Annotated in this window: 21 protein-coding genes; 1 reads left to right on the forward strand and 20 read right to left on the reverse strand. The window is 69.8% G+C overall.

The features are described from left to right. Window positions 1-9 precede the first annotated feature (9 nt). The 12 genes from ITJ60_RS10535 to ITJ60_RS10590 all read right to left on the reverse strand — a co-directional run bounded on the left by ITJ60_RS10535 (window position 10) and on the right by ITJ60_RS10590 (window position 10,195). Window positions 10-870, reverse strand: a complete 861-nt coding sequence (locus tag ITJ60_RS10535) for a YaaA family protein (protein WP_323749162.1) — start codon at window positions 868-870, stop codon at window positions 10-12. Beyond that, window positions 777-1,040 (reverse strand): F0F1 ATP synthase subunit epsilon, encoded by a 264-nt coding sequence (locus ITJ60_RS10540; protein ID WP_027465776.1) that lies wholly within the window; start codon window positions 1,038-1,040, stop codon window positions 777-779. Before ITJ60_RS10540 ends, ITJ60_RS10535 begins: the two co-directional genes overlap by 94 nt. 1 nt (window position 1,041) lies before the next feature. Further along, complete coding sequence (gene atpD / locus ITJ60_RS10545; protein ID WP_065959250.1) at window positions 1,042-2,496, reverse strand: F0F1 ATP synthase subunit beta; 1,455 nt, start codon at window positions 2,494-2,496, stop codon at window positions 1,042-1,044. 47 nt (window positions 2,497-2,543) lie between these two features. Further along, window positions 2,544-3,446, reverse strand: a complete 903-nt coding sequence (locus tag ITJ60_RS10550) for a F0F1 ATP synthase subunit gamma (protein WP_123312398.1) — start codon at window positions 3,444-3,446, stop codon at window positions 2,544-2,546. Further along, entirely contained in the window at window positions 3,447-5,075 is a 1,629-nt protein-coding gene (gene atpA / locus ITJ60_RS10555; protein ID WP_194647869.1) for a F0F1 ATP synthase subunit alpha, read from the reverse strand. Between the two features lie 107 nt (window positions 5,076-5,182). Then, entirely contained in the window at window positions 5,183-5,977 is a 795-nt protein-coding gene (locus tag ITJ60_RS10560; RefSeq protein WP_194647870.1) for a F0F1 ATP synthase subunit delta, read from the reverse strand. A gap of 2 nt (window positions 5,978-5,979) precedes the next feature. Beyond that, the gene (locus tag ITJ60_RS10565; RefSeq protein WP_123937768.1) at window positions 5,980-6,534 is read right to left on the reverse strand and encodes a F0F1 ATP synthase subunit B; all 555 of its coding nucleotides are present in this window, start codon (window positions 6,532-6,534) and stop codon (window positions 5,980-5,982) included. A 9-nt stretch (window positions 6,535-6,543) separates the two neighbouring features. Beyond that, window positions 6,544-6,780: an ATP synthase F0 subunit C gene (gene atpE, locus ITJ60_RS10570; RefSeq protein ID WP_027465781.1), complete on the reverse strand. Its 237-nt coding sequence runs from the start codon at window positions 6,778-6,780 to the stop codon at window positions 6,544-6,546. Between the two features lie 61 nt (window positions 6,781-6,841). Next, the gene (atpB, locus tag ITJ60_RS10575) at window positions 6,842-7,702 is read right to left on the reverse strand and encodes a F0F1 ATP synthase subunit A (protein ID WP_333925860.1); all 861 of its coding nucleotides are present in this window, start codon (window positions 7,700-7,702) and stop codon (window positions 6,842-6,844) included. A gap of 107 nt (window positions 7,703-7,809) precedes the next feature. Further along, window positions 7,810-8,301, reverse strand: coding sequence for a hypothetical protein (locus ITJ60_RS10580; protein WP_194647871.1), 492 nt, complete (start codon window positions 8,299-8,301; stop codon window positions 7,810-7,812). Continuing rightward, a complete protein-coding gene (locus ITJ60_RS10585) occupies window positions 8,298-9,524 on the reverse strand; it encodes an MraY family glycosyltransferase (protein WP_111083866.1) in 1,227 nt (408 codons plus the stop codon). Before ITJ60_RS10585 ends, ITJ60_RS10580 begins: the two co-directional genes overlap by 4 nt. Further along, complete coding sequence (locus ITJ60_RS10590) at window positions 9,521-10,195, reverse strand: L-threonylcarbamoyladenylate synthase (RefSeq protein ID WP_194647872.1); 675 nt, start codon at window positions 10,193-10,195, stop codon at window positions 9,521-9,523. Before ITJ60_RS10590 ends, ITJ60_RS10585 begins: the two co-directional genes overlap by 4 nt. Window positions 10,196-10,220: 25 nt before the next feature. Between ITJ60_RS10590 and ITJ60_RS10595 the strand changes: the two genes are divergently transcribed. Continuing rightward, window positions 10,221-10,883 carry an HAD family hydrolase gene (locus ITJ60_RS10595; RefSeq protein ID WP_194647873.1) on the forward strand — a complete coding sequence of 221 codons (663 nt, stop codon included), beginning with the start codon at window positions 10,221-10,223 and terminating at the stop codon, window positions 10,881-10,883. Between the two features lie 153 nt (window positions 10,884-11,036). Here ITJ60_RS10595 and prmC read toward each other — a convergent pair whose 3' ends face one another. The 8 genes from prmC to ITJ60_RS10635 form a co-directional block, all read right to left on the reverse strand. Then, window positions 11,037-11,924: a peptide chain release factor N(5)-glutamine methyltransferase gene (gene prmC, locus ITJ60_RS10600; protein WP_194648019.1), complete on the reverse strand. Its 888-nt coding sequence runs from the start codon at window positions 11,922-11,924 to the stop codon at window positions 11,037-11,039. A gap of 14 nt (window positions 11,925-11,938) precedes the next feature. Continuing rightward, window positions 11,939-13,021 carry a peptide chain release factor 1 gene (gene prfA / locus ITJ60_RS10605; RefSeq protein WP_111083862.1) on the reverse strand — a complete coding sequence of 361 codons (1,083 nt, stop codon included), beginning with the start codon at window positions 13,019-13,021 and terminating at the stop codon, window positions 11,939-11,941. Window positions 13,022-13,024: 3 nt separating this feature from the next. Continuing rightward, complete coding sequence (gene rho, locus ITJ60_RS10610; protein ID WP_194647874.1) at window positions 13,025-15,313, reverse strand: transcription termination factor Rho; 2,289 nt, start codon at window positions 15,311-15,313, stop codon at window positions 13,025-13,027. A gap of 182 nt (window positions 15,314-15,495) precedes the next feature. Beyond that, on the reverse strand, window positions 15,496-16,437 hold the full coding sequence (gene thrB, locus ITJ60_RS10615; protein WP_132100272.1) for a homoserine kinase: 942 nt from the start codon (window positions 16,435-16,437) through the stop codon (window positions 15,496-15,498). A 101-nt stretch (window positions 16,438-16,538) separates the two neighbouring features. Then, a complete protein-coding gene (gene thrC / locus ITJ60_RS10620; protein ID WP_111083860.1) occupies window positions 16,539-17,618 on the reverse strand; it encodes a threonine synthase in 1,080 nt (359 codons plus the stop codon). Window positions 17,619-17,688: 70 nt separating this feature from the next. Continuing rightward, window positions 17,689-18,996 (reverse strand): homoserine dehydrogenase, encoded by a 1,308-nt coding sequence (locus tag ITJ60_RS10625; RefSeq protein WP_194647875.1) that lies wholly within the window; start codon window positions 18,994-18,996, stop codon window positions 17,689-17,691. Between the two features lie 25 nt (window positions 18,997-19,021). After that, the gene (gene lysA, locus ITJ60_RS10630) at window positions 19,022-20,449 is read right to left on the reverse strand and encodes a diaminopimelate decarboxylase (RefSeq protein WP_194647876.1); all 1,428 of its coding nucleotides are present in this window, start codon (window positions 20,447-20,449) and stop codon (window positions 19,022-19,024) included. Window positions 20,450-20,507: 58 nt separating this feature from the next. After that, window positions 20,508-21,263, reverse strand: coding sequence for a DUF2993 domain-containing protein (locus tag ITJ60_RS10635; RefSeq protein ID WP_194647877.1), 756 nt, complete (start codon window positions 21,261-21,263; stop codon window positions 20,508-20,510). Between the last annotated feature and the right edge of the window lie 71 nt (window positions 21,264-21,334).

A 21,334-nucleotide genomic window follows, 5' to 3' on the forward strand; every position in this document is an offset into this window, starting at 1 on the left:
GGGCGATGGTCAGACGGTGACGGGTTCCAGGCTCTCGGCGACCAGGTCCCAGCCGGACTCGCTGCGTTCGACCACGACGCCGTTCGCGGCGGCCCAGTCGACCAGGTCGTCCATGGTCGCGACGACCGCTCCGGTGCGCGCGAGCAGCGCGACCAGTCGGCCCTTCGCCGTCTTGTTCCAGTGGTTCAACGCCCGCCGGCGACCGGAACCGTCGATGCTCACGATGCGCGGGGCGACCGCGTCCAGGACGGGACCGAGCTGCCGGTAGCCCTCGGACCGGAGGTCGAGGACCAGGCCGTCTGCCCGATCGGCCAAGACCCTGGACGAGGTCGCCGGCCAGTGCGACGCCAGCCGGATCGTCCCGAGCCGGGAGTCGTGCGACAGACGGTACGCCGGGATCGGGTCGCCAGCACCGATCGGTCCGAACATGGCCGACTGCACGACCACGTGGTCGTGCCACCACGCCCGCGTCGACGCGTCGGCGGTCTGCGCGCCCAGGGGGTCGTAGAGCACCCCCGTGTAGCGCTCGATCGCCGGCATCGTGCCCGACGTGTCGAGCTCGAGGTTGCGGAACCGTTCGGCGATCGACTTCGGGCCGAGCTTCAGAGCCGTCCTGGCCGAGGACTCCTCGGAACTGACAGAGCGGGCCGCGGTGAGCCCCGCGGCCCGCTCTTCGGCCAGTTCCGGGAACGAGAGCGCACGCAGATCGAGCGTGCGGCTCGTGTCCCCGCCCTCCCGCTTCGTCTCCGAAGGCGGGAGGAGGACGGTCAGTCCGGTCAGGACGCCAGCGCGGCCTGCCGCGCGACGATCGTCACCGTGTCGTGCTCCACCGACAGGAAGCCGTCTTCGGCGTCGACCGCGACGGTCGATCCATCGGCCCGCGTGATGCGGACCTGACCCTGCGCGAGGATCGCGAGCATCGGCTCGTGTCCTGCGAGGATGCCGATCTGGCCCTCTGTCGTGCGTGCGACGACCATGGTGGTGTCGCCCGACCAGACCTCACGGTCGGCCGAGACGACGCTCACGCTGAGACCCGCCATGTCAGCGGTTCTCCTTCTGGATCTGTGCCCACTTCTCTTCCACGTCGTTGATGCCACCGACGTTGAAGAACGCCTGCGTCGCAACGTGGTCGAACTCGCCGTCGGCGATGGCGCGGAAGGACTCGATGGTGTCCTTGAGCGGCACCGTGGAGCCCTCGACGCCCGTGAACTTCTTCGCCATGTACGTGTTCTGCGAGAGGAACTGCTGGATACGACGAGCGCGCTCGACCGTGATCTTGTCCTCTTCGGAGAGCTCGTCGACACCGAGGATGGCGATGATCTCCTGCAGTTCCTTGTTCTTCTGGAGGATCTGCTTGACGCGCGTGGCCGTCTCGTAGTGGTCGGCGCCCAGGTACCGCGGGTCCATGATCCGCGACGTCGAGGTCAGCGGGTCGATCGCGGGGTACAGACCCTGCGATGCGATCTCACGCGAGAGCTCGGTGGTCGCGTCGAGGTGCGCGAACGTGGTGGCCGGAGCCGGGTCGGTGTAGTCGTCAGCCGGCACGTAGATCGCCTGCAGCGAGGTGATCGAGTGACCACGCGTCGAGGTGATGCGCTCCTGGAGCACACCCATCTCGTCGGCGAGGTTGGGCTGGTAGCCCACGGCGGACGGCATGCGACCGAGCAGCGTCGAGACCTCGGAGCCGGCCTGCGTGAAGCGGAAGATGTTGTCGATGAAGAGGAGCACGTCCTGCTTCTGGACATCGCGGAAGTACTCCGCCATCGTCAGCGCCGACAGGGCCACGCGGAGACGCGTTCCCGGCGGCTCGTCCATCTGGCCGAACACGAGGGCCGTCTTGTCGAAGACCCCCGCCTCTTCCATCTCACCGATGAGGTCGTTGCCCTCACGGGTGCGCTCACCGACACCGGCGAACACCGACACACCGCCGTGGTCCTGCGCAACGCGCTGGATCATCTCCTGGATGAGGACCGTCTTGCCGACGCCCGCACCACCGAAGAGGCCGATCTTGCCACCCTGCACGTACGGGGTGAGGAGGTCGATGGACTTGATGCCGGTCTCGAACATCGAGGTCTTCGACTCGAGCTGGTCGAAGGCCGGGGCCTTGCGGTGGATCGGCCAGCGCTCGGTGATCTCGAGCTTCTCGTCCGTGTTGAGCACGTTCCCGAGGACGTCGAAGACCTTGCCCTTGGTGACGTCGCCGACGGGGACCGAGATCGGAGCGCCCGAGTCACGGACCTCCTGTCCACGGACCAGGCCGTCGGTCGGCTTCAGGGAGATGGCACGGACCAGGTCGTCGCCCAGGTGCTGGGCGACCTCGAGGCCGATCTCCTGCGACGAGTCACCGATGGTGATGGTCGTGAACAGGAGGTTGTACATCTCCGGGATTGCGTCGTGGGGGAACTCGATGTCGACGACGGGACCCGTGACACGGGCGATCCGGCCGACACCGGGCGCCGACGACGTCTCGACCGCGGTGGTTGCGGTGTCGGTCATGGCTGGTGCCTTCCTGAGGGTGGGTATCTGTCCGCGAACGACGCGGACTACTTCTTCTTCGACGAGAGGGCGTCGGCGCCGCCGACGATCTCGGAGATCTGCTGCGTGATCTCCGCCTGACGCGCGTTGTTCGCGAGTCGGGTGAAGTCACGGATCAGCGAGTCCGCGTTGTCGCTGGCCGCCTTCATCGCCTTCTGACGGGCGGCGTGCTCGGAAGCAGCCGACTGCAGCATGGCGTTGAAGATGCGGCTCTCGATGTAGACCGGGAGCAGCGAGTCGAGCACCGCATCGGCGTCCGGCTCGAACTCGTAGAGCGGCAGGGGCTCGTTGCCCTCGGGCTCCTCGACCCCTTCGACGACCTCGAGGGGCAGCAGGCGAACGACCTGCGGCTCCTGCGTCGCCAGGCTGAGGAACCGGTTGAACACGATGTGGATCTCGTCCACGCCGCCCTCTGCGGTGTCCTGGAGGAACTTCGCCACGACGGCGTCGCCGATCTCCTTGGCCGTCGAGAACTCGGGCTGGTCGGTGTTGCCGACCCACTGCTGCTCCGACGCGCGCTCACGGAACGCGAAGTACCCGACGGACTTGCGGCCGACCAGGTAGTAGACGACGTCCTTGCCCTCGCTGCGGAGCAGGGAGGCGAGCTCCTCGCCCTGCTTGAGGACGTTCGTGCTGAACGCGCCGTTCAGGCCGCGGTCCGAGGTGAAGAGCACCACGGCCGCACGGGTCGAGGACTCCGGCTCGGTGGTCAGCACGTGGTCGACGTTCGAGAACGTCGCCACGGCCGACACCGCACGCGTCACGGCTCGCGAGTACGGGCCGGACGCAGCCATGCGGGCCTGCGCCTTCTGGATCCGCGACGCCGAGATCAGTTCCATCGCGCGAGTGACCTTCTTCGTGGTCTTCGCGGACTTGATTCGCTGTCGGTAGACCCGGACCTGCGCTGCCATCTAGCGACGACCCTTGACGATCTGCTCCTGGTCGACGTCCTCGGCGTCTGCCGCGTCGAACTGCTCGGAGCCGAGGGTCTTGCCGTCGCTCGTCTGGAAGCTCTTCGAGAACTCGTCGATCTGCTTCGACATCTCGGCGACGGTCTCGTCGCTGAGCTGGTTCGTCTCCCGCAGGGTCGTGAGGACCTCGGAGTTGCGACGCAGGTGGTCGAGCAGTTCGGACTCGAAGCGCAGCACGTCCGGCACCGGGACGGTGTCGAGCTTGCCGTTGGTGCCGGCCCAGATCGAGACGACCTGCTCCTCGACCGGGTACGGCGAGTACTGCGGCTGCTTGAGGAGCTCGGTCAGGCGGGCACCGCGGTCCAGCTGACGACGCGACGCCTGGTCGAGGTCGGACGCGAACATCGCGAACGCCTCGAGGGAGCGGTACTGCGCCAGCTCGAGCTTCAGCGTGCCGGAGACCTTCTTGATCGACTTCACCTGGGCGTCACCACCGACGCGGGACACCGAGATGCCCACGTCGACGGCCGGACGCTGGTTCGCGTTGAAGAGGTCCGACTGCAGGAAGATCTGGCCGTCGGTGATGGAGATGACGTTGGTCGGGATGTACGCCGAGACGTCGTTCGCCTTGGTCTCGATGATCGGGAGACCCGTCATCGAACCGGCGCCGAGCTCGTCGGACAGCTTCGCACAACGCTCCAGCAGACGGGAGTGCAGGTAGAAGACGTCACCCGGGTACGCCTCGCGCCCCGGCGGACGGCGCAGGAGGAGCGACACGGCACGGTAGGCCTCGGCCTGCTTCGACAGGTCGTCGAAGACGATCAGGACGTGCTTGCCGGAGTACATCCAGTGCTGCCCGATGGCCGAGCCGGTGTACGGGGCGAGGTACTTGAAGCCGGCCGGGTCGGACGCGGGGGCGGCGACGATGGTGGTGTACTCCATCGCGCCGGCGTCCTCGAGCGCACCCTTGACGGAGGCGATCGTGGAACCCTTCTGGCCGATGGCGACGTAGATGCAGCGGACCTGCTTCTCCTCGTCGCCGGACTCCCAGTTGGCCTTCTGGTTGATGATCGTGTCGATCGCGATGGCCGTCTTGCCGGTCTGGCGGTCGCCGATGATCAGCTGGCGCTGACCACGGCCGACGGGGATCATCGCGTCGATGGCCTTGATGCCGGTCTGCAGCGGCTGGTGGACCGACTTGCGGGCCATGACGCCGGGAGCCTGGAGCTCGAGAGCACGACGGCCCTCGGCAGCGATCTCGCCGAGACCGTCGATCGGGGCGCCGAGCGGGTCGACGACGCGACCGAGGAAGGCGTCGCCGACGGGGGCCGAGAGGACCTCACCCGTGCGGGTGACCTCCATGCCCTCTTCGATGCCGGCGAACTCGCCGAGCACGATGGCGCCGATCGAGTCTTCATCGAGGTTCTGCGCGAGGCCGAGCGTGCCGTCCGCGAAGCGGATGAGCTCGTTGGCCATGACGCCGGGGAGGCCCTCGACGTGCGCGATGCCGTCACCGGCGTCGGTGACGTGCCCGACCTCGGCCGTGGAGGCCTTCGTCGGCTCGTAGTTCGAGACGAAGTCCTTCAGGGCATCACGGATCTCATCGGGGCTGATGGTGATGTCTGCCATGGGATTTTCCTTGTGGTTTTCCGGGGCCCTTCGGCTCCGAGAGGGTGACGCTGCCAGACTCGGCAGTTCCCGTTGTGGACTTGGGAGGAGCGGCTTCGACCGTACGCCTAGCCGGCGAGCTGGAGCCGGAGCTCCGAGAGCCGCGTGGACACGGTGCCGTCGATGACGTCGCCGCCGATCTGCACCCGGACCCCGCCGACGACCGTGGGGTCGACGACCTGGTTGATGCTGATGTCCTTGCCGTAGCGCTCGGCCAGACCGCGTGCAACGCGTGCCGACTGGGCGGTCGTGAGTGCCGTGGCGGTGACCACGATCGCGACGAGCTTGCCGTCCTGTTCGGCCACGATGCGCGAGGCATCGCGGACGAGTTCACCGATGCGGCGGCCGCGAGGCTGCTGCACGAGCGCGGAGACGATCGTCACGGTCTGCTGCGACGCCTTGGGGCCGAGGAGCCGCTCGACGAGCGCGCCCTTCTGCGCCGGGCTGCCGAGCTTCGTGCCGAGTGCCAGCTCGAGGCCGGCGTCCGAACGGACGGCGGTCTCGAAGGCGAACAGCTCGGACTCGATCGGCGAGCCGCTACCCGCGGTGGCGGCGACGGCGCGGATGCCCGCGTCCTCGATGCCGGCGAGCAGGTCCTGCTGCGAGGACCAGCGTGAGCCGGCCACTGCCGTCAGGACCGCACGAGTCGCGTGCGACTGGCCGGCGAAGACGCGGTCGATGAGGACCTTCTTGCCGGCCGGGTCGGCCGTCGGGTCGGACAGCAGCCCGAGCAGCTGCGGCGCACCGGCGATCGCACGCCCGGAGGCGAGGATCTCGGCACCCGCGGCCAGGTCGGCGCTCGAACCGAGGTCCGCGAGCACCGCCCTGGTGGACGCGAGTGCTTCTCTGGTAGCGCTGCGCATGCTCAGTGCTCCCCCGTCTTCGTGGCCTGCGAGGCCTCGAGGTCGGCGAGGAAGCGATCGACGACTGCCGACGACTTGGCGTCGTCCTTGAGCGATTCGCCGATCACACCGGACGCGAGGTCGAGGGCAAGGGTGCCCACCTCGGACCGGAGGGACTGGACGGCGCTCTGGCGCTCGGCCTCGATCTGCGCCTGGGCGTTGGCCGTGATGCGTGCTGCATCGGCCGCTGCCTGCTCGCGGACCTCGTTGCCGATCGCCGTGGCGTCGGCGCGGGCCTGCTCACGGATGCGGGACGCCTCGGAGCGGGCGTCGGCGAGCTGCTTGTTGTACTCGTCGAGCGCAGCAGCGGCCTGCTCCTGAGCAGCCTCTGCCTTCTTGATGCCACCCTCGATGGCCTCAGTGCGCTCATCGAGCATCTTCGTGATGCGCGGCGTGACGACACGCCACATCACCACGAGGATGATGAGGAAGGCCACCGCGGACCACACGATGTCGTACAGCGGCGGAATGAGGGGGTTGTGCGTCTCCTCCGCCGCGATGATGAGTGCGTTGTGCATCGAGGAACCTTAGTTCGTGAAGATGAAGTACGTGGCGATGCCGATGAAGGCCAGGGCCTCGGTGAAGGCGATACCGATGTACATGAGGGTCGTCAGGCGGCCCTGGAGCTCGGGCTGGCGGGCGACGGACTCGATCGTCTTGCCGACGACGATGCCGACACCGATGGCCGGGCCGATCGCAGCGAGGCCGTAGCCAACCGTCGCGATGTTGCCGTTGATCTCCGCGAGAACGGTCGTTGCGTCCACGTGTTTTCCTTTCGAGGTGCGGGTCCGACGGTTGCCGGTCCCGTAGGGGGTCAGTGAGGAATCAGTGCTCGTCGGCCAGCGCCAGCTGGATGTAGACGGCGGTGAGGAGCATGAAGACGTAGGCCTGCAGCAGCGCGACGAGGATCTCGAAGAAGCTGAACGCGATGCCGAACGCGAGGGTCCCGACGCCGAAGGCCTTGAAGCCGAGCGAAGCGTCGAAGAAGAAGAACTGCGTGGCCGAGAAGAACAGGACGAGCAGCAGGTGCCCGACGACCATGTTCATCAGGAGTCGCAGCGTCAGCGTGACCGGACGGAGCACGAACGTCGAGACGAGCTCGATCGGCGTCACGATGATGTAGAGGAACCACGGCACCCCGGGCGGGAAGAGCGAGTTCCGGAGGAACGTGCCCGGGTGCTTGCGGAGGCCGGCGTAGATGAACGCGACGTAGGCGACGATCGCGAGGATCATCGGCATCGCGATGCGACTGGTGCCGGCGAGGTTCATGCCCGGGATCAGACCGGTCAGGTTCATGAACAGCACGCCGAAGAAGATCGTCGCCAGGAGCGGCAGGAATCGCTTGCCGTCCTTCTCTCCGAGGTTGTCGAAGGTGTTGCGACGAACGACGTCGAACGCGTACTCGATGAACGCCTGACCGCGGTTCGGGACGAGCTTCAGCGCGCGGGTCCCCACGAAGGCGAACACCAGGAGCACGGCGACGGCGAAGAAGCGGATGAGGACGACCCGATCGATCTCGAACGGCGTCCCGGCGAAGAAGATCGCATCCGGGAAGAACTCGTTGATCGACGGACCATGGAACTCGGCGGCCTTGCTGCTCCCCGCCGCAACGGTGTCAACCGCAGCAGAGAGGGACAGGGGAAGAGCGTGGGATAGCAGCGCTGTCTCCTGTGTCGGCGCGCGCACATCATGGCACGCGATGGTGGACGTTGTGGAGGCTTGCCCGCTCCGAGCGAAAGGCTCCGGTGGCGGACTCCGAGAAGCCTATCAGGTGCGAGAGGCTTCCCGGCTTCTCAGTTGCGGGGGGTCGGGTTCTCAGCATCCGCGGAGCCATCGGACCCGTCGCCGGGCAGCTGCACGCCGATCGGGATGCGGGCCTTCGCCACCGCGACGACGTCGATGACCAGGGACCCGACGACCCCCGCGATGATCACGATCGCGAGCACCGGGAAGTCCACCCAGGTACGGTCCTTCAGTGCCACGAGCAGCACGATGAACACGATGAACTTGAGCAGCCAGGTGCCCATCACGATGCCGAAGAAGGCACCGGAGATCATCTGTCCCTTGGACACGCGCAGCGCGACGAGGACACTGACCGCGGTCAGCCCGAGGAACACCACGCTGAGCACGGCACCGAGCAGGCCGCCGACGAGCCCGGGAGTGTCGGCGACGAGCAGTCCCACGACTCCCCCGACGATCGCCAGGGCGACCGCGAGCACGGCGCCCCACGTGATGATGCGGCGGAACACCGGCCGGACGTGGTCGAGCGCGTTCGGTGCGGTCACGTGATGTCTCCTGGGATCGTGCGGTCGTTGGCGGCCCGGTCGAGCGGGTCGAGGCTGGCGTCCACCACGGCGGCGGAGCGGTTGGCGGTCTGGGCGGCGATCTCGGTGCGCTTCCGGCCGAGCGGCGCGAACGTGGCGACGGCGCACACGGTGAAGCCGACCGCGACGAAGGCGACCACCCAGTACCAGTCCACGAACAGGAACAGCAGGCACCCGACCGCGACGGTGGCGGTCCACGCGTAGAAGATCAGCACGGCGTGGAAGTGCGAGTGCCCCATGTCGAGCAGGCGGTGGTGCAGGTGCTTGCGGTCGGCCGAGAACGGCGACTTGCCCGCGCTGAGCCGTCGGGTGACCGCGAGACCGAAGTCCAGGATCGGCACGATCAGGATCGCGAAGGGCAGCAGGATCGGGATGAACGCCGGCAGCAGCGCCTGGCGTGTCTGCACTGCGGCGGGGTCGATGTTGCCCGTGACCGACACCGCGCTCGTGGCCATCAGGAAGCCGACGAGCAGCGCTCCCGCGTCGCCCATGAACAGCTTCGCCGGGTGCCAGTTCAGGATGAGGAACCCGAAGCAGGACCCGACGAGCACCGCCGTCAGCAGTGACGGCAGGTTGAAGAAGAACTCGGTCTGCACGACCACGCGGTTGATGAAGAACGTGTAGAGGAAGAACACCCCGCCGGCGATGATCGCGACCCCGGCGACCAGACCGTCGAGTCCGTCGATGAAGTTCACCGCGTTCATCACGAGCACCACCGCCAGCACCGTGAAGATCAGGCTCATGTAGGACGAGCCGACCCCCAGCGTGTTGCCGATCGGCAGCGACACGATCGCGACGCCCTGCCAGGCGAGGATGCCCGCGGCGATGATCTGTCCCGCGAGCTTCGTCATCCAGTCGAGGTCCCAGATGTCGTCCGCGACGCCGAGGACCACGATGATCGTCGCTCCCCCGAGCACCGCCAGCACGCGCCCGGGCTCGGAGAACACGAGCCGGAAGTAGTCGGTCCCCGCGATCGACGGGAACAGGAACCACGCCGCCAACAGCGACACGATGACGCCGATGTACATCGCGATCCCGCCGAGGCGCGGAGTCGGCGTGCGGTGCACGTCGCGCTCGCGGACCTGGGGGTACCACTTGTACTTGAGCCCGAGCTTCCACACCAGCACGCTGACCAGGAAGCTCACGACCGCGGCGATCGCCCCCGCCAGCAGGTAGTACTTCATCCGACGAGGTCGGCTCCGACGACCCGGACGATCTCGTCGTCGGAGATCACCCCGTGCCGGACGATGCGGAGCTTCCCGCCGTCCGACAGCCCCGTCGCGTCGACGATCGTCGACCCGGTGGAGGCCTCGAAGCCCTCGTGCTCCCCGATCGCGCCGCCGTCCAGGTACACGGCCACGCTGTCGCCGAGCATCCGCTCCGCGGCGTCGACGTCCATCGCCGCCGGATCGCCGGTCGAGTTCGCGGACGAGACCGCGAGCGGACCGACCTCTTGCAGGAGCTCGAGCGCGATCCGCGAGTCCGGCATCCGCAGGGCGACCGTACCCCGCGTCTCGCCGAGGTCCCAGTCGAGCGACGGCTGCGCGCGCAGGATCACGGTCAGGCCGCCGGGCCAGAACTCGGCGACGAGGTCGCGCACCTGCTGCGGCACGTCGCTCGCGAGCGCGTCGAGCGTCGGCGGGCCGGGGATCAACACCGGCGGCGGCGACTGCCGCGTCCGGCCCTTCGCGTCGAGCAGCCGCTGGACGGCGGCCGCGTTGAAGGCGTCCGCGGCGAGGCCGTAGACGGTGTCGGTGGGGACGACGACGAGGTCTCCGCGCCCGAGGGCGGCACGTGCGAGCCGCATCCCGGTCAGGAGCCCGTCGGAGTCGGTGCAGTCGTATCGGGATGCCATGACTCGACGATGATAGTGCGACACAATGGACGACATCGTGAACGAGACCCCTGCGCCCCACCTCCTGTTCCTCTTCGACATGGACGACGTCCTCGTCCGCTACGACTGGCAGGTGCGGATGGCCGCACTCTCCGAGTTCACCGGACACGAGTTCGAGGAGCTCCGACGCCGCTGGTGGGACTGCGGCCACGAGATGCGTGCCGAGGCCGGCGACTTCGCCGACGGAGACGAGTACCTCGCCGCGTTCGAGCGGGCCATGGAGTGCGACGTCCCCGAGGCCGAGTGGGCGCGCATCCGCGGGTCCGCGATGACCGAGCTGCCGGAGCGCATCGAGGCCGTCCGGATCGCGAGCGAGCACGGGCGTGTCGGCCTGCTCACCAACAACGGGCCGCTCGCGGGTCGGTGGATCCACCAGTGGGCACCGTCACTGCCGGGGCTGTTCGGCGAACACCTGGACACGTCGAGCAACTTCGGCGCCCGCAAGCCGGAGCCCGAGGTCTTCCTCCGCGCGATGGAGCACCACGGCGTGCCCGCCGAGCGCACGTTCTTCGCCGACGACATGCCGGAGAACATCGCGGGTGCCCGGAGCGTCGGCATCCACGCGGTCCTGGTCGAGCGCGACACCGACCTGCGCGAGCACGTCCGCGCCTTCGTCGCGCAGCAGCGCGAGGCCTCCCCCGTCGCCTGATCCTTCCCATCACGTTCGCGATCGGAACTAGGAACGGGCGTACCTGGTCGTTCTGAACGGCCAGGTACGCCCGTTTCCGCTCGGCAACGCCCAGCACGGCACGGCAGACAGCTCAGCACGCCACACCGACCGGGAGGCCCGGGGTGCGTCCGACTACCGGGTCGCGGTGGTCGTGCGGTCGCGACCCGTCAGGTCGACGTGCGTCTCCGGGGTCCGGAACCCCCGGCGCGCGAGGACCTCGCGCACGCCAGCGCCCTGCGGCTCGGCGTGCTCGATGACGAGCACCCCGCCGGGCACGAGCAGCCGCCACGCCGTCTCGGCCAGCGCGCGCACGGCGTCGAGGCCGTCCGGTCCGCCGTACAGCGCCATCGCGGGGTCGTGGTCGCGGACCTCGGGGTCGATCGGGATCGCGTCGTCCGGTACGTAGGGCGGGTTCGACACGACGACCGAGACGGTGCCGTCGAGTTCGGGCAGCGCATCGGCGAGGTCGCCCTCGACGAGTCGCACCGTGCCGCCGTGGGCGTCGATGTTCCGGCGGGTCCAGGGCAGGGCCTCGGGCGATCGTTCGACGGCGTACACGACGGCGTTCGGCACCTCGGTGTCCATCGCGATGGCGATCGCACCGCTGCCGGACCCGAGGTCGACCGCGATCGGCTCCGGGACGGCCACGGCCCGCAGCGCGTCGATGCCGAACTGCACGACGCCCTCGGTCTCGGGACGGGGCACGAACACGCCGGGTCCGACCGCCAGGGTCAGTGCACGGAAGTACGCCTGCCCGGTGATGTGCTGCAGCGGCTCGCGGGTGCTCCGCCGCGCGATCGCGTGCCGGAAGCGCTCGACGTGCTCCGGAGCGATCGCGCCGCCGGTCATCGCGCGGGCCTGCACGGCACCGCGCGAGGTGTCGGTCGCCCACGCGAGCAGCAGCTCGGCGTCGACCTGGGGCGTCGGGACGCCGGATGCGACGAGCGCCGCGGCCGCCTGCTCGAGCAGGCGATCCGCGGCGAACGTGCGGGACCCGTCGGAGCCGCCACGGGCCTCCAGTCCGGTCACGCCGATCAGGCGTCCTGGTCGCCGATGGCGGCCAGACGTGCCTCTTCGTCCGCCTGGATGGCGGACTGGACGACGGGTTCGAGCGCACCGTTCATGACGCGGTCCAGGTCGTACGCCTTGTAGCCGGTGCGGTGGTCCGCGATCCGGTTCTCCGGGAAGTTGTACGTCCGGATGCGCTCCGAGCGGTCCATCCCGCGGATCTGCGACTTGCGCGCATCCGAGGCGATCGCGTCGAGCTCCTCTTGCTGCCGCGCGAGGATGCGTGCGCGGAGCACGCGCATGCCGGCCTCACGGTTCTGCAGCTGCGACTTCTCGTTCTGCATCGCCACCGTGATGCCCGTGGGCAGGTGGGTGATGCGGACCGCGGAGTCCGTCGTGTTGACGGACTGCCCGCCGGGGCCGGACGACCGGTACACGTCGATCTTGAGGTCGTTCTGGTTGATCGCGACCTCTTCGGGCTCGTCGACCTCGGGGAACACCAGCACGCCGGTCGTCGAGGTGTGGATGCGCCCCTGCGACTCGGTCTGCGGCACGCGCTGCACACGGTGCACGCCGCCTTCGTACTTCAGGTGCGCCCAGACGCCCTGCGACGGGTCGGTCGTGTTCGACTTGATCGCGACCTGGACGTCCTTGTAGCCACCCAGGTCGGACTCGGTGCGCTCGAGGAGCTCGACCTTCCAGCCCTTGGTCTCGGCGTAGTGCGAGTACATGCGCAGGAGGTCGGCCGCGAACAGCGCCGATTCCTCGCCGCCCTCGCCGCCCTTGATCTCCATGATCACGTCGCGCCCGTCGTCGGGGTCGCGCGGGATGAGCAGCCGGCGGAGACGCTCCTGGCGCTCCGCCAACTGCTCCTCGAGCCCGGGGACCTCGTCCGCGAACGCCGAGTCCTCACGCGCGAGCTCCTGGGCGGCGGCGAGGTCGTCCCCCGCCGCCTGCCAGGACTCGTACGCGGACTTGATCTGGTTGAGCTCGGCGTAGCGCCGGTTCACCTTCTTCGCCCGGGCCGCATCGGCGTGGAGCGCGGGGTCCGACAGCTGCTGCGTCAGGTCCTCGTGTTCCGCCAGCAGCCCTGCCACCGACTCGAACACGCGTTACTCCTGGTGACCGTTGTGGTGAGCGCCGCCGGTCGTCGGGACCGACTTCTGCACCTGCACCAGGAACTCGACGTTCGACTGCGTCTCCTTGAGGTTCCGCAGCACGATCTCGAGGGCCTGCTGCGGGTCGAGCCCGGCGAGGGCTCGGCGCAGACGCCAGGTGATCTTGACCTCGTCGGCGGAGAGCAGCTGCTCCTCGCGACGGGTACCGGAGGCGTTGACGTCGACGGCCGGGAAGATCCGCTTGTCCGCCAGGTGACGGTTCAGGCGGAGCTCCATGTTGCCGGTGCCCTTGAACTCCTCGAAGATGACCTCGTCCATCTTGGAACCGGTCTCGACGAGCGCGGTGGCGAGGATGGTCAGCGAGCCGCCGTCCTCGATGTTGCGCGCCGCACCGAAGAAGCGCTTCGGCGGGTAGAGCGCCGCCGAGTCGACGCCACCGGAGAGCACGCGGCCCGACGCCGGGGTCGACAGGTTGTAGGCACGGCCCAGACGGGTGATCGAGTCGAGCAGGAGCACGACGTCGTGGCCCAGTTCCACCAGGCGCTTCGCACGCTCGATGGCGAGCTCGGCGACCGTGGTGTGGTCCTCGGCCGGACGGTCGAAGGTCGAGGCGATGACCTCGCCCTTCACCGTGCGCTGCATGTCGGTGACCTCTTCGGGCCGCTCGTCGACGAGGACGACCATGAGGTGCGCCTCGGGGTTGTTCTTCGCGACGGCGTTGGCGATGGCCTGCAGCACGACGGTCTTGCCGGCCTTGGGCGGCGAGACGATGAGGCCGCGCTGGCCCTTGCCGATCGGCGACACGAGGTCGATGATGCGGGTGCTCAGCTTGCCCGGCTCCGTCTCGAGGCGCAGGCGCTCGTTCGGGTACAGCGGGGTGAGGTCCGAGAACTCGACACGGGCCGCTGCTTCTTCGGCGGTCTGGCCGTTGACCGAGTCGACGGTCACGAGCGCGTTGTACTTCTGACGGCTCTGCTGCTCGTTGTCACGGGGCTGCTTGATCGAACCGACGACGGCGTCGCCCTTGCGCAGGTGGTACTTCTTCACCTGGCCGAGGGAGACGTAGACGTCGTTCGGTCCGGGCAGGTAGCCGGTGGTGCGGACGAACGCGTAGTTGTCGAGGACGTCGAGGATGCCCGCGATCGGGATCAGGACGTCGTCCTCGGTGACCTCGGGCTCGAAGTCGTCGTTCTGGCCGCCACGGCCGCGCTTGCGGTCACGCTGGCGACGGCTGCGGCCGCCCTCGGTGTCGTCGGCGTTCTGCTGGGCCTGCTGGCCCTGCTTCTGCTGACCGTTCTGCTTCTGCTGGTTCGCCGCCTGCTGCTTCTGCTCGGCGCGGTCGTCCTGCTTCGCGTCGCGCTGCTTGGCGTCGCCCTGCTTCGGGTCGCCCTGCTTGGCGTCGGCCTGCTTGGCGTCGGCCTGCTTCTGCTGGTCGCCACCGATCTGCTTCTGCTGGCCGCCCTGCTGGTGCTGCTGGCCGTCCTGCTGCTCGCCGTTCTCGGCGTTCTGCCCACGGCCACGGCCACGACCACGGCTGCGACGGCCGCGACGCGAACCGCCCTCACCGTTCTGTTCGTTCTGGTCGCCGGAGTCGGCGGCACCGGACTGGTCCTGCGACTCGCCCTCGGTGCTCTGCTGTTCGGTGCTCTGCTGCTCGGTGCGCGCCGGCTGCTCGGTGCGGGCCGGCTGCTCGGTCCGGGCAGGTGCCGAGGTCGGCGTCTGCTGCTCGGCCGGCTCGTTCGGCTGCTGGGCCTGCTGGTCGGCACCGCGCTGGCCGCGGCCGCGACGCTGCCCACCGGTCTGCGTCTGGGCGGCTTCCTGGGCGTCCTTCTCGGCACGCACCTGGTCGAGGCCCGCGAGCAGGTCCTCGGTACCGGTGTGCCCGGCGTTCGTGTGCTCGGCAGCCGAGGTCGGGCCGGCGTTCACGGTGCCACCGGACGACGCGCGGCGCGAACGGCGGGCACGCGACGGCGCGGCCGGCTCGGACTCGACGGCGGGTGCCTCGGGGTCGGCGACCGGAGCGGTCGGTGCCTCGGCGGCGGGCTCCGGCAGCGTGGGCTGCTCGGTCACCGGCGCCGCGGCGGGGATCGTGGCGGGCGCTGCCGCGGCGGGGACGTCGTCCGTGACGGGGCGCTTGTCCTCGATGGAGGCGATGAGGTCGCCCTTGCGGAGCTTCGAGAGCCCGGTGATGCCGAGCGAGGAGGCGATGCGCTGGAGTTCCGGCAGGCGGAGGGCGCGCAGGTCGCTGGGGATCTCCACCGGGGTGGAGTTGTTGTCGGTCAAGGTCGGTGTTTCCTTTCGAACCGCAGAACGCGGAGAGTTTCCACCGTCCCGGATGCACGGGTATGCATCGACCGCCGTTCAGACGACGGACCGGGATTCGGTGATCAGAAAGAGATGCACACCCGCGCGCCGGACCCTGCGACGTCGCAGGCGCTGTCCTTGGGGACGGGCATACCGTGCGGTTACGCGGGTTCGGCTTCGAGCGCCGAGTGCGCCACCACTGTAGCACCACCGAGATCGACGGCCAGCATGAGCGCGCGCCAGTCGGATTCCCCGTGTCGGGCGACGAGATCCGCGGCCGTGAGCCGTTGTGCCGGGTCGCTGCCGAGCACGAGCAGGCTCGGTCCCGCCCCCGACACGACGGCCGCGAGGCCGTGCTGCCGGAGCAGGCCGATCAGTGCATCGGTCTCCGGCATCGCGCTGGCCCGGTACGCCTGGTGCAGGCGGTCCTCGGTCGCGGCGAGCAGGAGCTCGGGGCTCTGGATGAGCGCGGCGACGAGCAGCGCGGAACGGGAGACGTTGAAGGCGGCGTCGGCGTGCGGGACGTTCTCGGGCTGCAGGGAGCGGGCGAGCTTCGTCGACAGCGTGGACGTCGGCACGAACACGACCGGTGCGACGCCGCGGTGCACCAGGAGGCGCTTGTACGCGGGTCCCTCGGCCGTCATCCACGCGATGGTGAGCCCACCGAAGAGTGCGGGGGCGACGTTGTCCGGGTGCCCCTCCATCTCGGTGGCCAGACTGAGCAGGGTCGAGGCGTCCAGGTCGACGATGCCCTCGAGCAGCCCGCGGGCCGCCATCAGGCCGGCGACGATCGCGGCCGCCGAGGAACCGAGCCCGCGGCCGTGCGGGATCGCGTTCGTGGCGTGCAGCTCGAGGCCGGGCTGGTCGACGCCGGCGTGCTCGAGGCCGCGGCGCACGGCACGCACGACCAGGTTCGTGTCGTCGGTGGCGACCTCGCCGGCACCGACGCCCTGCACCGTGACGGTGGCGCCGGGCTCCGGGCGGACCCGCACGACGACCTCGTCGTACAGCGAGAGCGCGAGACCGAGTGAGTCGAACCCCGGGCCGAGGTTCGCGGACGTCGCCGGCACGCGGACGCGCACGGCCCGTCCGGCGGGCAACACGTGGGCCGCCCGCCCGGCGGGCACAGCGTGGACCGCCCGTCCGGCCGGTACAGCGCTGCGGGCGGTGACGCCCTCCCCCGGTCCGGACGAGCGGTCGGGGCTCACTGCGCCGCGACCAGTCCGAGCACGTCCGCGATCGACTTGGTGTCGACCGGCACGCTCGTCGGGGTGACCTCGCTGCCGTCCTCGGTGCGCAGGGCCCACTGCGGGTCCTTCAGGCCGTGGCCGGTGACGGTGATGACGACCTTCGCGCCCTTCGGCACGATGCCGGCGTCGGCGCGCTCGAGCAGCCCGGCGACACCGATGGCCGATGCGGGCTCGACGAAGACGCCGACCTCGGCCGACAGGATGTGGTGCGCGGCGAGGATGGCCTCGTCCGAGATCGCGCCGAAGTAGCCGTCGGTCTCGTCGCGGGCCTCGAGGGCGAACTGCCACGAGGCCGGGTTGCCGATGCGGATCGCGGAGGCGATGGTGTCGGGGTTCTTGACGACCTCGCCACGGACGATCGGTGCGGAACCGGCGGCCTGGAACCCGAACATGCGCGGGAGCTTCGTCGTGCGACCGGCGGCGACGTCCTCGCGGTAGCCGCGGGAGTACGCGGTGTAGTTGCCCGCGTTGCCGACCGGCAGGAAGTGGAAGTCCGGGGCGTCACCGAGGACGTCCACGACCTCGAACGCGGCGGTCTTCTGGCCCTCGATGCGGTCGTTGTTGACCGAGTTGACGAGGTGCACCGGGTAGTTCGCCGCCAGGTCGCGGGCGATGTCGAGGCAGTCGTCGAAGTTGCCCTGGACCTGCAGCAGCTGGGCGTCGTGGGCGACGGCCTGGCTGAGCTTGCCCATGGCGATCTTGCCCTCGGGCACGAGCACCGCGGCGGTGATGCCGGCGTGCGTGGCGTACGCGGCGGCCGAGGCGCTGGTGTTGCCGGTCGAGGCGCAGATGACGGCCTTCGCGCCGTGCTCGACGGCCTTCGAGATCGCCATCGTCATGCCGCGGTCCTTGAAGGACCCGGTCGGGTTCATGCCCTCGAACTTGACGTAGACCTCGGCGCCGGTGCGCTCGGAGAGCCGACGAGCCGGGATGAGGGGCGTGCCGCCCTCGCCGAGCGTGACGATCGGCGTCGCCTCGGTCACGTCGAGTCGGTCGGCGTACTCGCGCAGGACTCCCTGCCACTGGTGGGCCATCAGGCTTCTCTCTCTGTCCGGTGGGTCGGTCTGGTGGTGGTTCGCAGTCGGCCTGGAGGCCCGTGGTGCGTCAGGCGCCGACGAAGCGCAGGACGCTGGTCACGTCCAGGACCACGTCTTCGCCGCGGAGCGTGCGGACGGTGTCCGCCAGGTCGGCTTCGCGCGCCAGGTGCGTGCCGATGACGAGCGCTGCCGTCCCCTCGGAGGCACCCGTGGTGGTCTGCTCGACGGTCTCGACGCTCACGCCGTGCTTCGCGAGCACGCCGGCGACCGTCGACAGCACGCCGGGGGCGTCCGTGACGTGCAGGGTGATCTGGTAGCGCGTGCGGACGGTGCCGATCGGGAAGACGGGCAGGTCCGACTGGGTCGACTCCGCGACGCCCGGGCCACCGATGACGTGCCGACGTGCGGCGGACACCAGGTCGCCGAGGACGGCAGACGCGGTCTCGACGCCACCGGCACCGGCGCCGTAGAACATGAGGTCGCCGGCAGCCTCGGCCTCGACGAACACGGCGTTCTTCGCGCCGTGCACGCTCGCCAGGGGGTGCGACTCCGGCACGAGGGCCGGGTACACGCGGGCGCTGACGCCCTCGCGGCCGTCCGCGTCGGTCAGTCGCTCGGCGGTCGCCAGGATCTTCACGACGTAGCCGGCCTTGCGGGCGGCGCGGACCTGCTCGATGGTGACCGAGGTGATGCCCTCGCGGTGCACGGCGGCGAGCGGCACCGAGGTGTGGAACGCCAGCGAGGCCAGGATCGCGGCCTTCTGCGCGGCGTCGTAGCCCTCGATGTCTGCGGTCGGGTCGGCCTCGGCGTACCCGAGCTCGGTCGCGGTGGCCAGGGCGTCCTCGAACGTGGCACCCTCGCGGTCCATCAGGTCGAGGATGAAGTTCGTGGTGCCGTTGACGATGCCCATGATCCGCTCGATGCGGTCACCCGCGAGCGAGTCGTGCAGCGGTCGGATGATCGGGATGGCGCCGGCGACGGCGGCCTCGTAGTACAGCTGCGCGCCGACCTGCTCGGCCACCGCGAAGAGCTCCGGACCGTGGGTCGCGAGGAGCGCCTTGTTGCCCGTCACGACGTCCGCGCCGGACTGCAGCGCCTGCAGCACGAGCGTGCGCGCGGGCTCGATGCCGCCGATCAGCTCGACGACGATGTCGGCACCGAGGATGAGCGACTCTGCGTCGGTCGTGTAGAGGTCCTTCGGCAGGTCGACGTCACGCGCGGCGTCGACGTCGCGCACGGCGATCCCGACGAGTTCGAGGCCGGCACCGGCGCGCGAGGCGAGTTCGTCGGCGTGCTCGAGCAGGAGCCGCGCGACCTGGGACCCGACCGAGCCGGCCCCGAGCAGCGCGACGCGGACGTTGCGGTATTCGATCATCTGGAGTTGGTTCCTGTTCGTCGGGTCAGCGACCGGTGCCGGCGTGGGGCACGGGGCGGACCCCGGTGTCGCGGGCGAGGAGGTCGTCGATCGACTCGCCCCGCACGAGGATACGGGTTGTCCCGTCCGCCACGGCGACGACCGGCGGGCGGCCCACGTGGTTGTAGTTGCTCGACAGCGCCCAGCAGTACGCCCCGGTGGCTGCGACGGCGAGCAGGTCCCCCCGCTGGACGTCACCCGGCAGGTACTCGTCGTTGACCACGATGTCCCCGCTCTCGCAGTGCTTCCCGACGACGCGGGTGAGCACGGCGGGTGCCTCGGACGTCCGGGCGAGGCGAGCGGTGTAGTCGGCGCCGTACAGGGCAGGACGGGCGTTGTCGCTCATCCCGCCGTCGACGGAGACGTAGGTGCGCGTGGCGTGGCCGGTGTCCGCGTCGCCGGTCTCGAGCGTGACGGGCTTGATCGTGCCGACGCGGTAGAGCGTGATGCCCGCCGGCCCGACGATGTAGCGACCGGGCTCGACGGCGACCTCGGGCACCGGGATGTCCCGCTCGGCGCAGGCCTCGGCGATGATCGCGGCGAGGGCGTCGGCGACGTCCTCGGGCGCGAACGCGGAGTCGGCCTCGGTGTAGTCGATGCCCCAGCCGCCGCCGAGGTTCAGCTCGGGCACCGGACCGGTCTCGACGAGGGTGGCGTGCACGTCCATCAGGCGTCGGGCGGCCTCGCGGAACCCGGACTCGTCGAAGATCTGCGAACCGATGTGCGAGTGCAGCCCGACGAACACGAGCGACGACTCGGCGCGCACCGCCTCGGCCGCAGCGACGGCCTCGGTGAGCGGGATGCCGAACTTCTGGTCCTCGCGCGCGGTGGCGAGGTACTCGTGGGTCGATGCGTGCACACCGCTGTTGATGCGGATGCGGACGCGCTGCACGACCCCGGCGTCGGCAGCGGCACGGGCGACGCGCTGGACCTCCTCGTGGCTGTCGAGCACGATCGTGCCCACGCCGACCTCGACCGCGCGGGCGATCTCGGCGTCGGACTTGTCGTTGCCGTGGAAGCCGAGCATCGCCGGGTCGATGCCGGCGGTCAGGGCGACCGCGAGCTCCCCACCGGTGCAGACGTCCACGCGCAGGTCGGCCTCGGCCATCCACGCCACGACCTGCGTCGTCAGGAACGCCTTGCCGGCGTAGTAGACGTGCGCCCGGGTGCCGATGCCCTCGAACGCCTCGGTGAACGCGTTCCGCACCCGGACCGCACGGGACTGCACGTCACGCTCGTCGACGACGTACAGCGGTGTGCCGTACTGCCGGACGAGGTCCGTCGCGGTGACACCGCCGACCGCCAGGTCGCCGTCGTCGGTCCGCGTCGCGGACGCGGGCCAGATCCGGTCCACCAGCTCGGAGGCGTCCGTCGGGAACCGCAGTCGCGGCGGTGCAAGGGGGTTCTCGCTCACGGGACCCGATCCTACCGACGCGGGGCGGGCCTCCCGGCCGCGTTACGCAGCCACGGGGTCAGCCGCAGCTGCCGACCGTCTGCAGGCCCTGCTCGTTGAGCGGCAGCGAATCCGCGGTGACGCGGACCGTCGCGTCGGCCTTCGAGACGTCGAGCGAGCGCACGCGGAGCGCCTCGGGCAGGAACTGCGCCGTGCAGACCTGCACCGGCACGTTCGTCACGCCGGGGATCGAGTCCACCTTGAGGCCGAGGTCGGAGTTCGTGATCCGCACGCTCTTCGGGGTGATCGTGATGCCGCGGCCGTCGTCCTGCGCGACCACGTCGCCCTTCGCCGCGTAGGTGATGTCGTAGCCGAGCACCGCCGTGGAACCGGACAGCTCGACGCCGCCGTCCACCAGGGACAACCGGTCGAACAGCGGGCTGTACTTCGACAGGTCCTTCACGCTCGAGGACGCCAGCGTGACCGTGCCGTCGACGTCGTGCACGTCGCCCTTGCCGTCCACGGGGACGTCCTTCGCGGTGACGTCGGCGGCGAGCGGGATGCCGTCGACGGTGAGCTTCTCGGACGTGATCTCGACCTGGTCGAGGGTGCCGCTGATCAGCTGCGGGATGACGATGCCGTCGGCGTGCGCCTCGACCTGGCCCGTGGTGCCGTCGGGCAGCGACTGCTCGACCTGCTGGGCGATGATGCGGTCGACGACCCCGCGGAGCACGAACTCGGCGATCACGACGAGGGCGACGAGCAGGACGACGACCACGAGCAGGACGACGGGCCAGCGGCGGCGCTTGCGGGGGCGTTCGGTGGCGGCGGACATGCGTCCCACCCTGCCAGGTGGTCCCGTCAGCCTGCCTGGAGGCGCGGGGTGCGGGGCGCGCGGGGCGCGCG

It is taken from the genome of Curtobacterium sp. VKM Ac-2884 (assembly GCF_015350945.1).
Taxonomy (GTDB): Bacteria; Actinomycetota; Actinomycetes; order Actinomycetales; family Microbacteriaceae; genus Curtobacterium.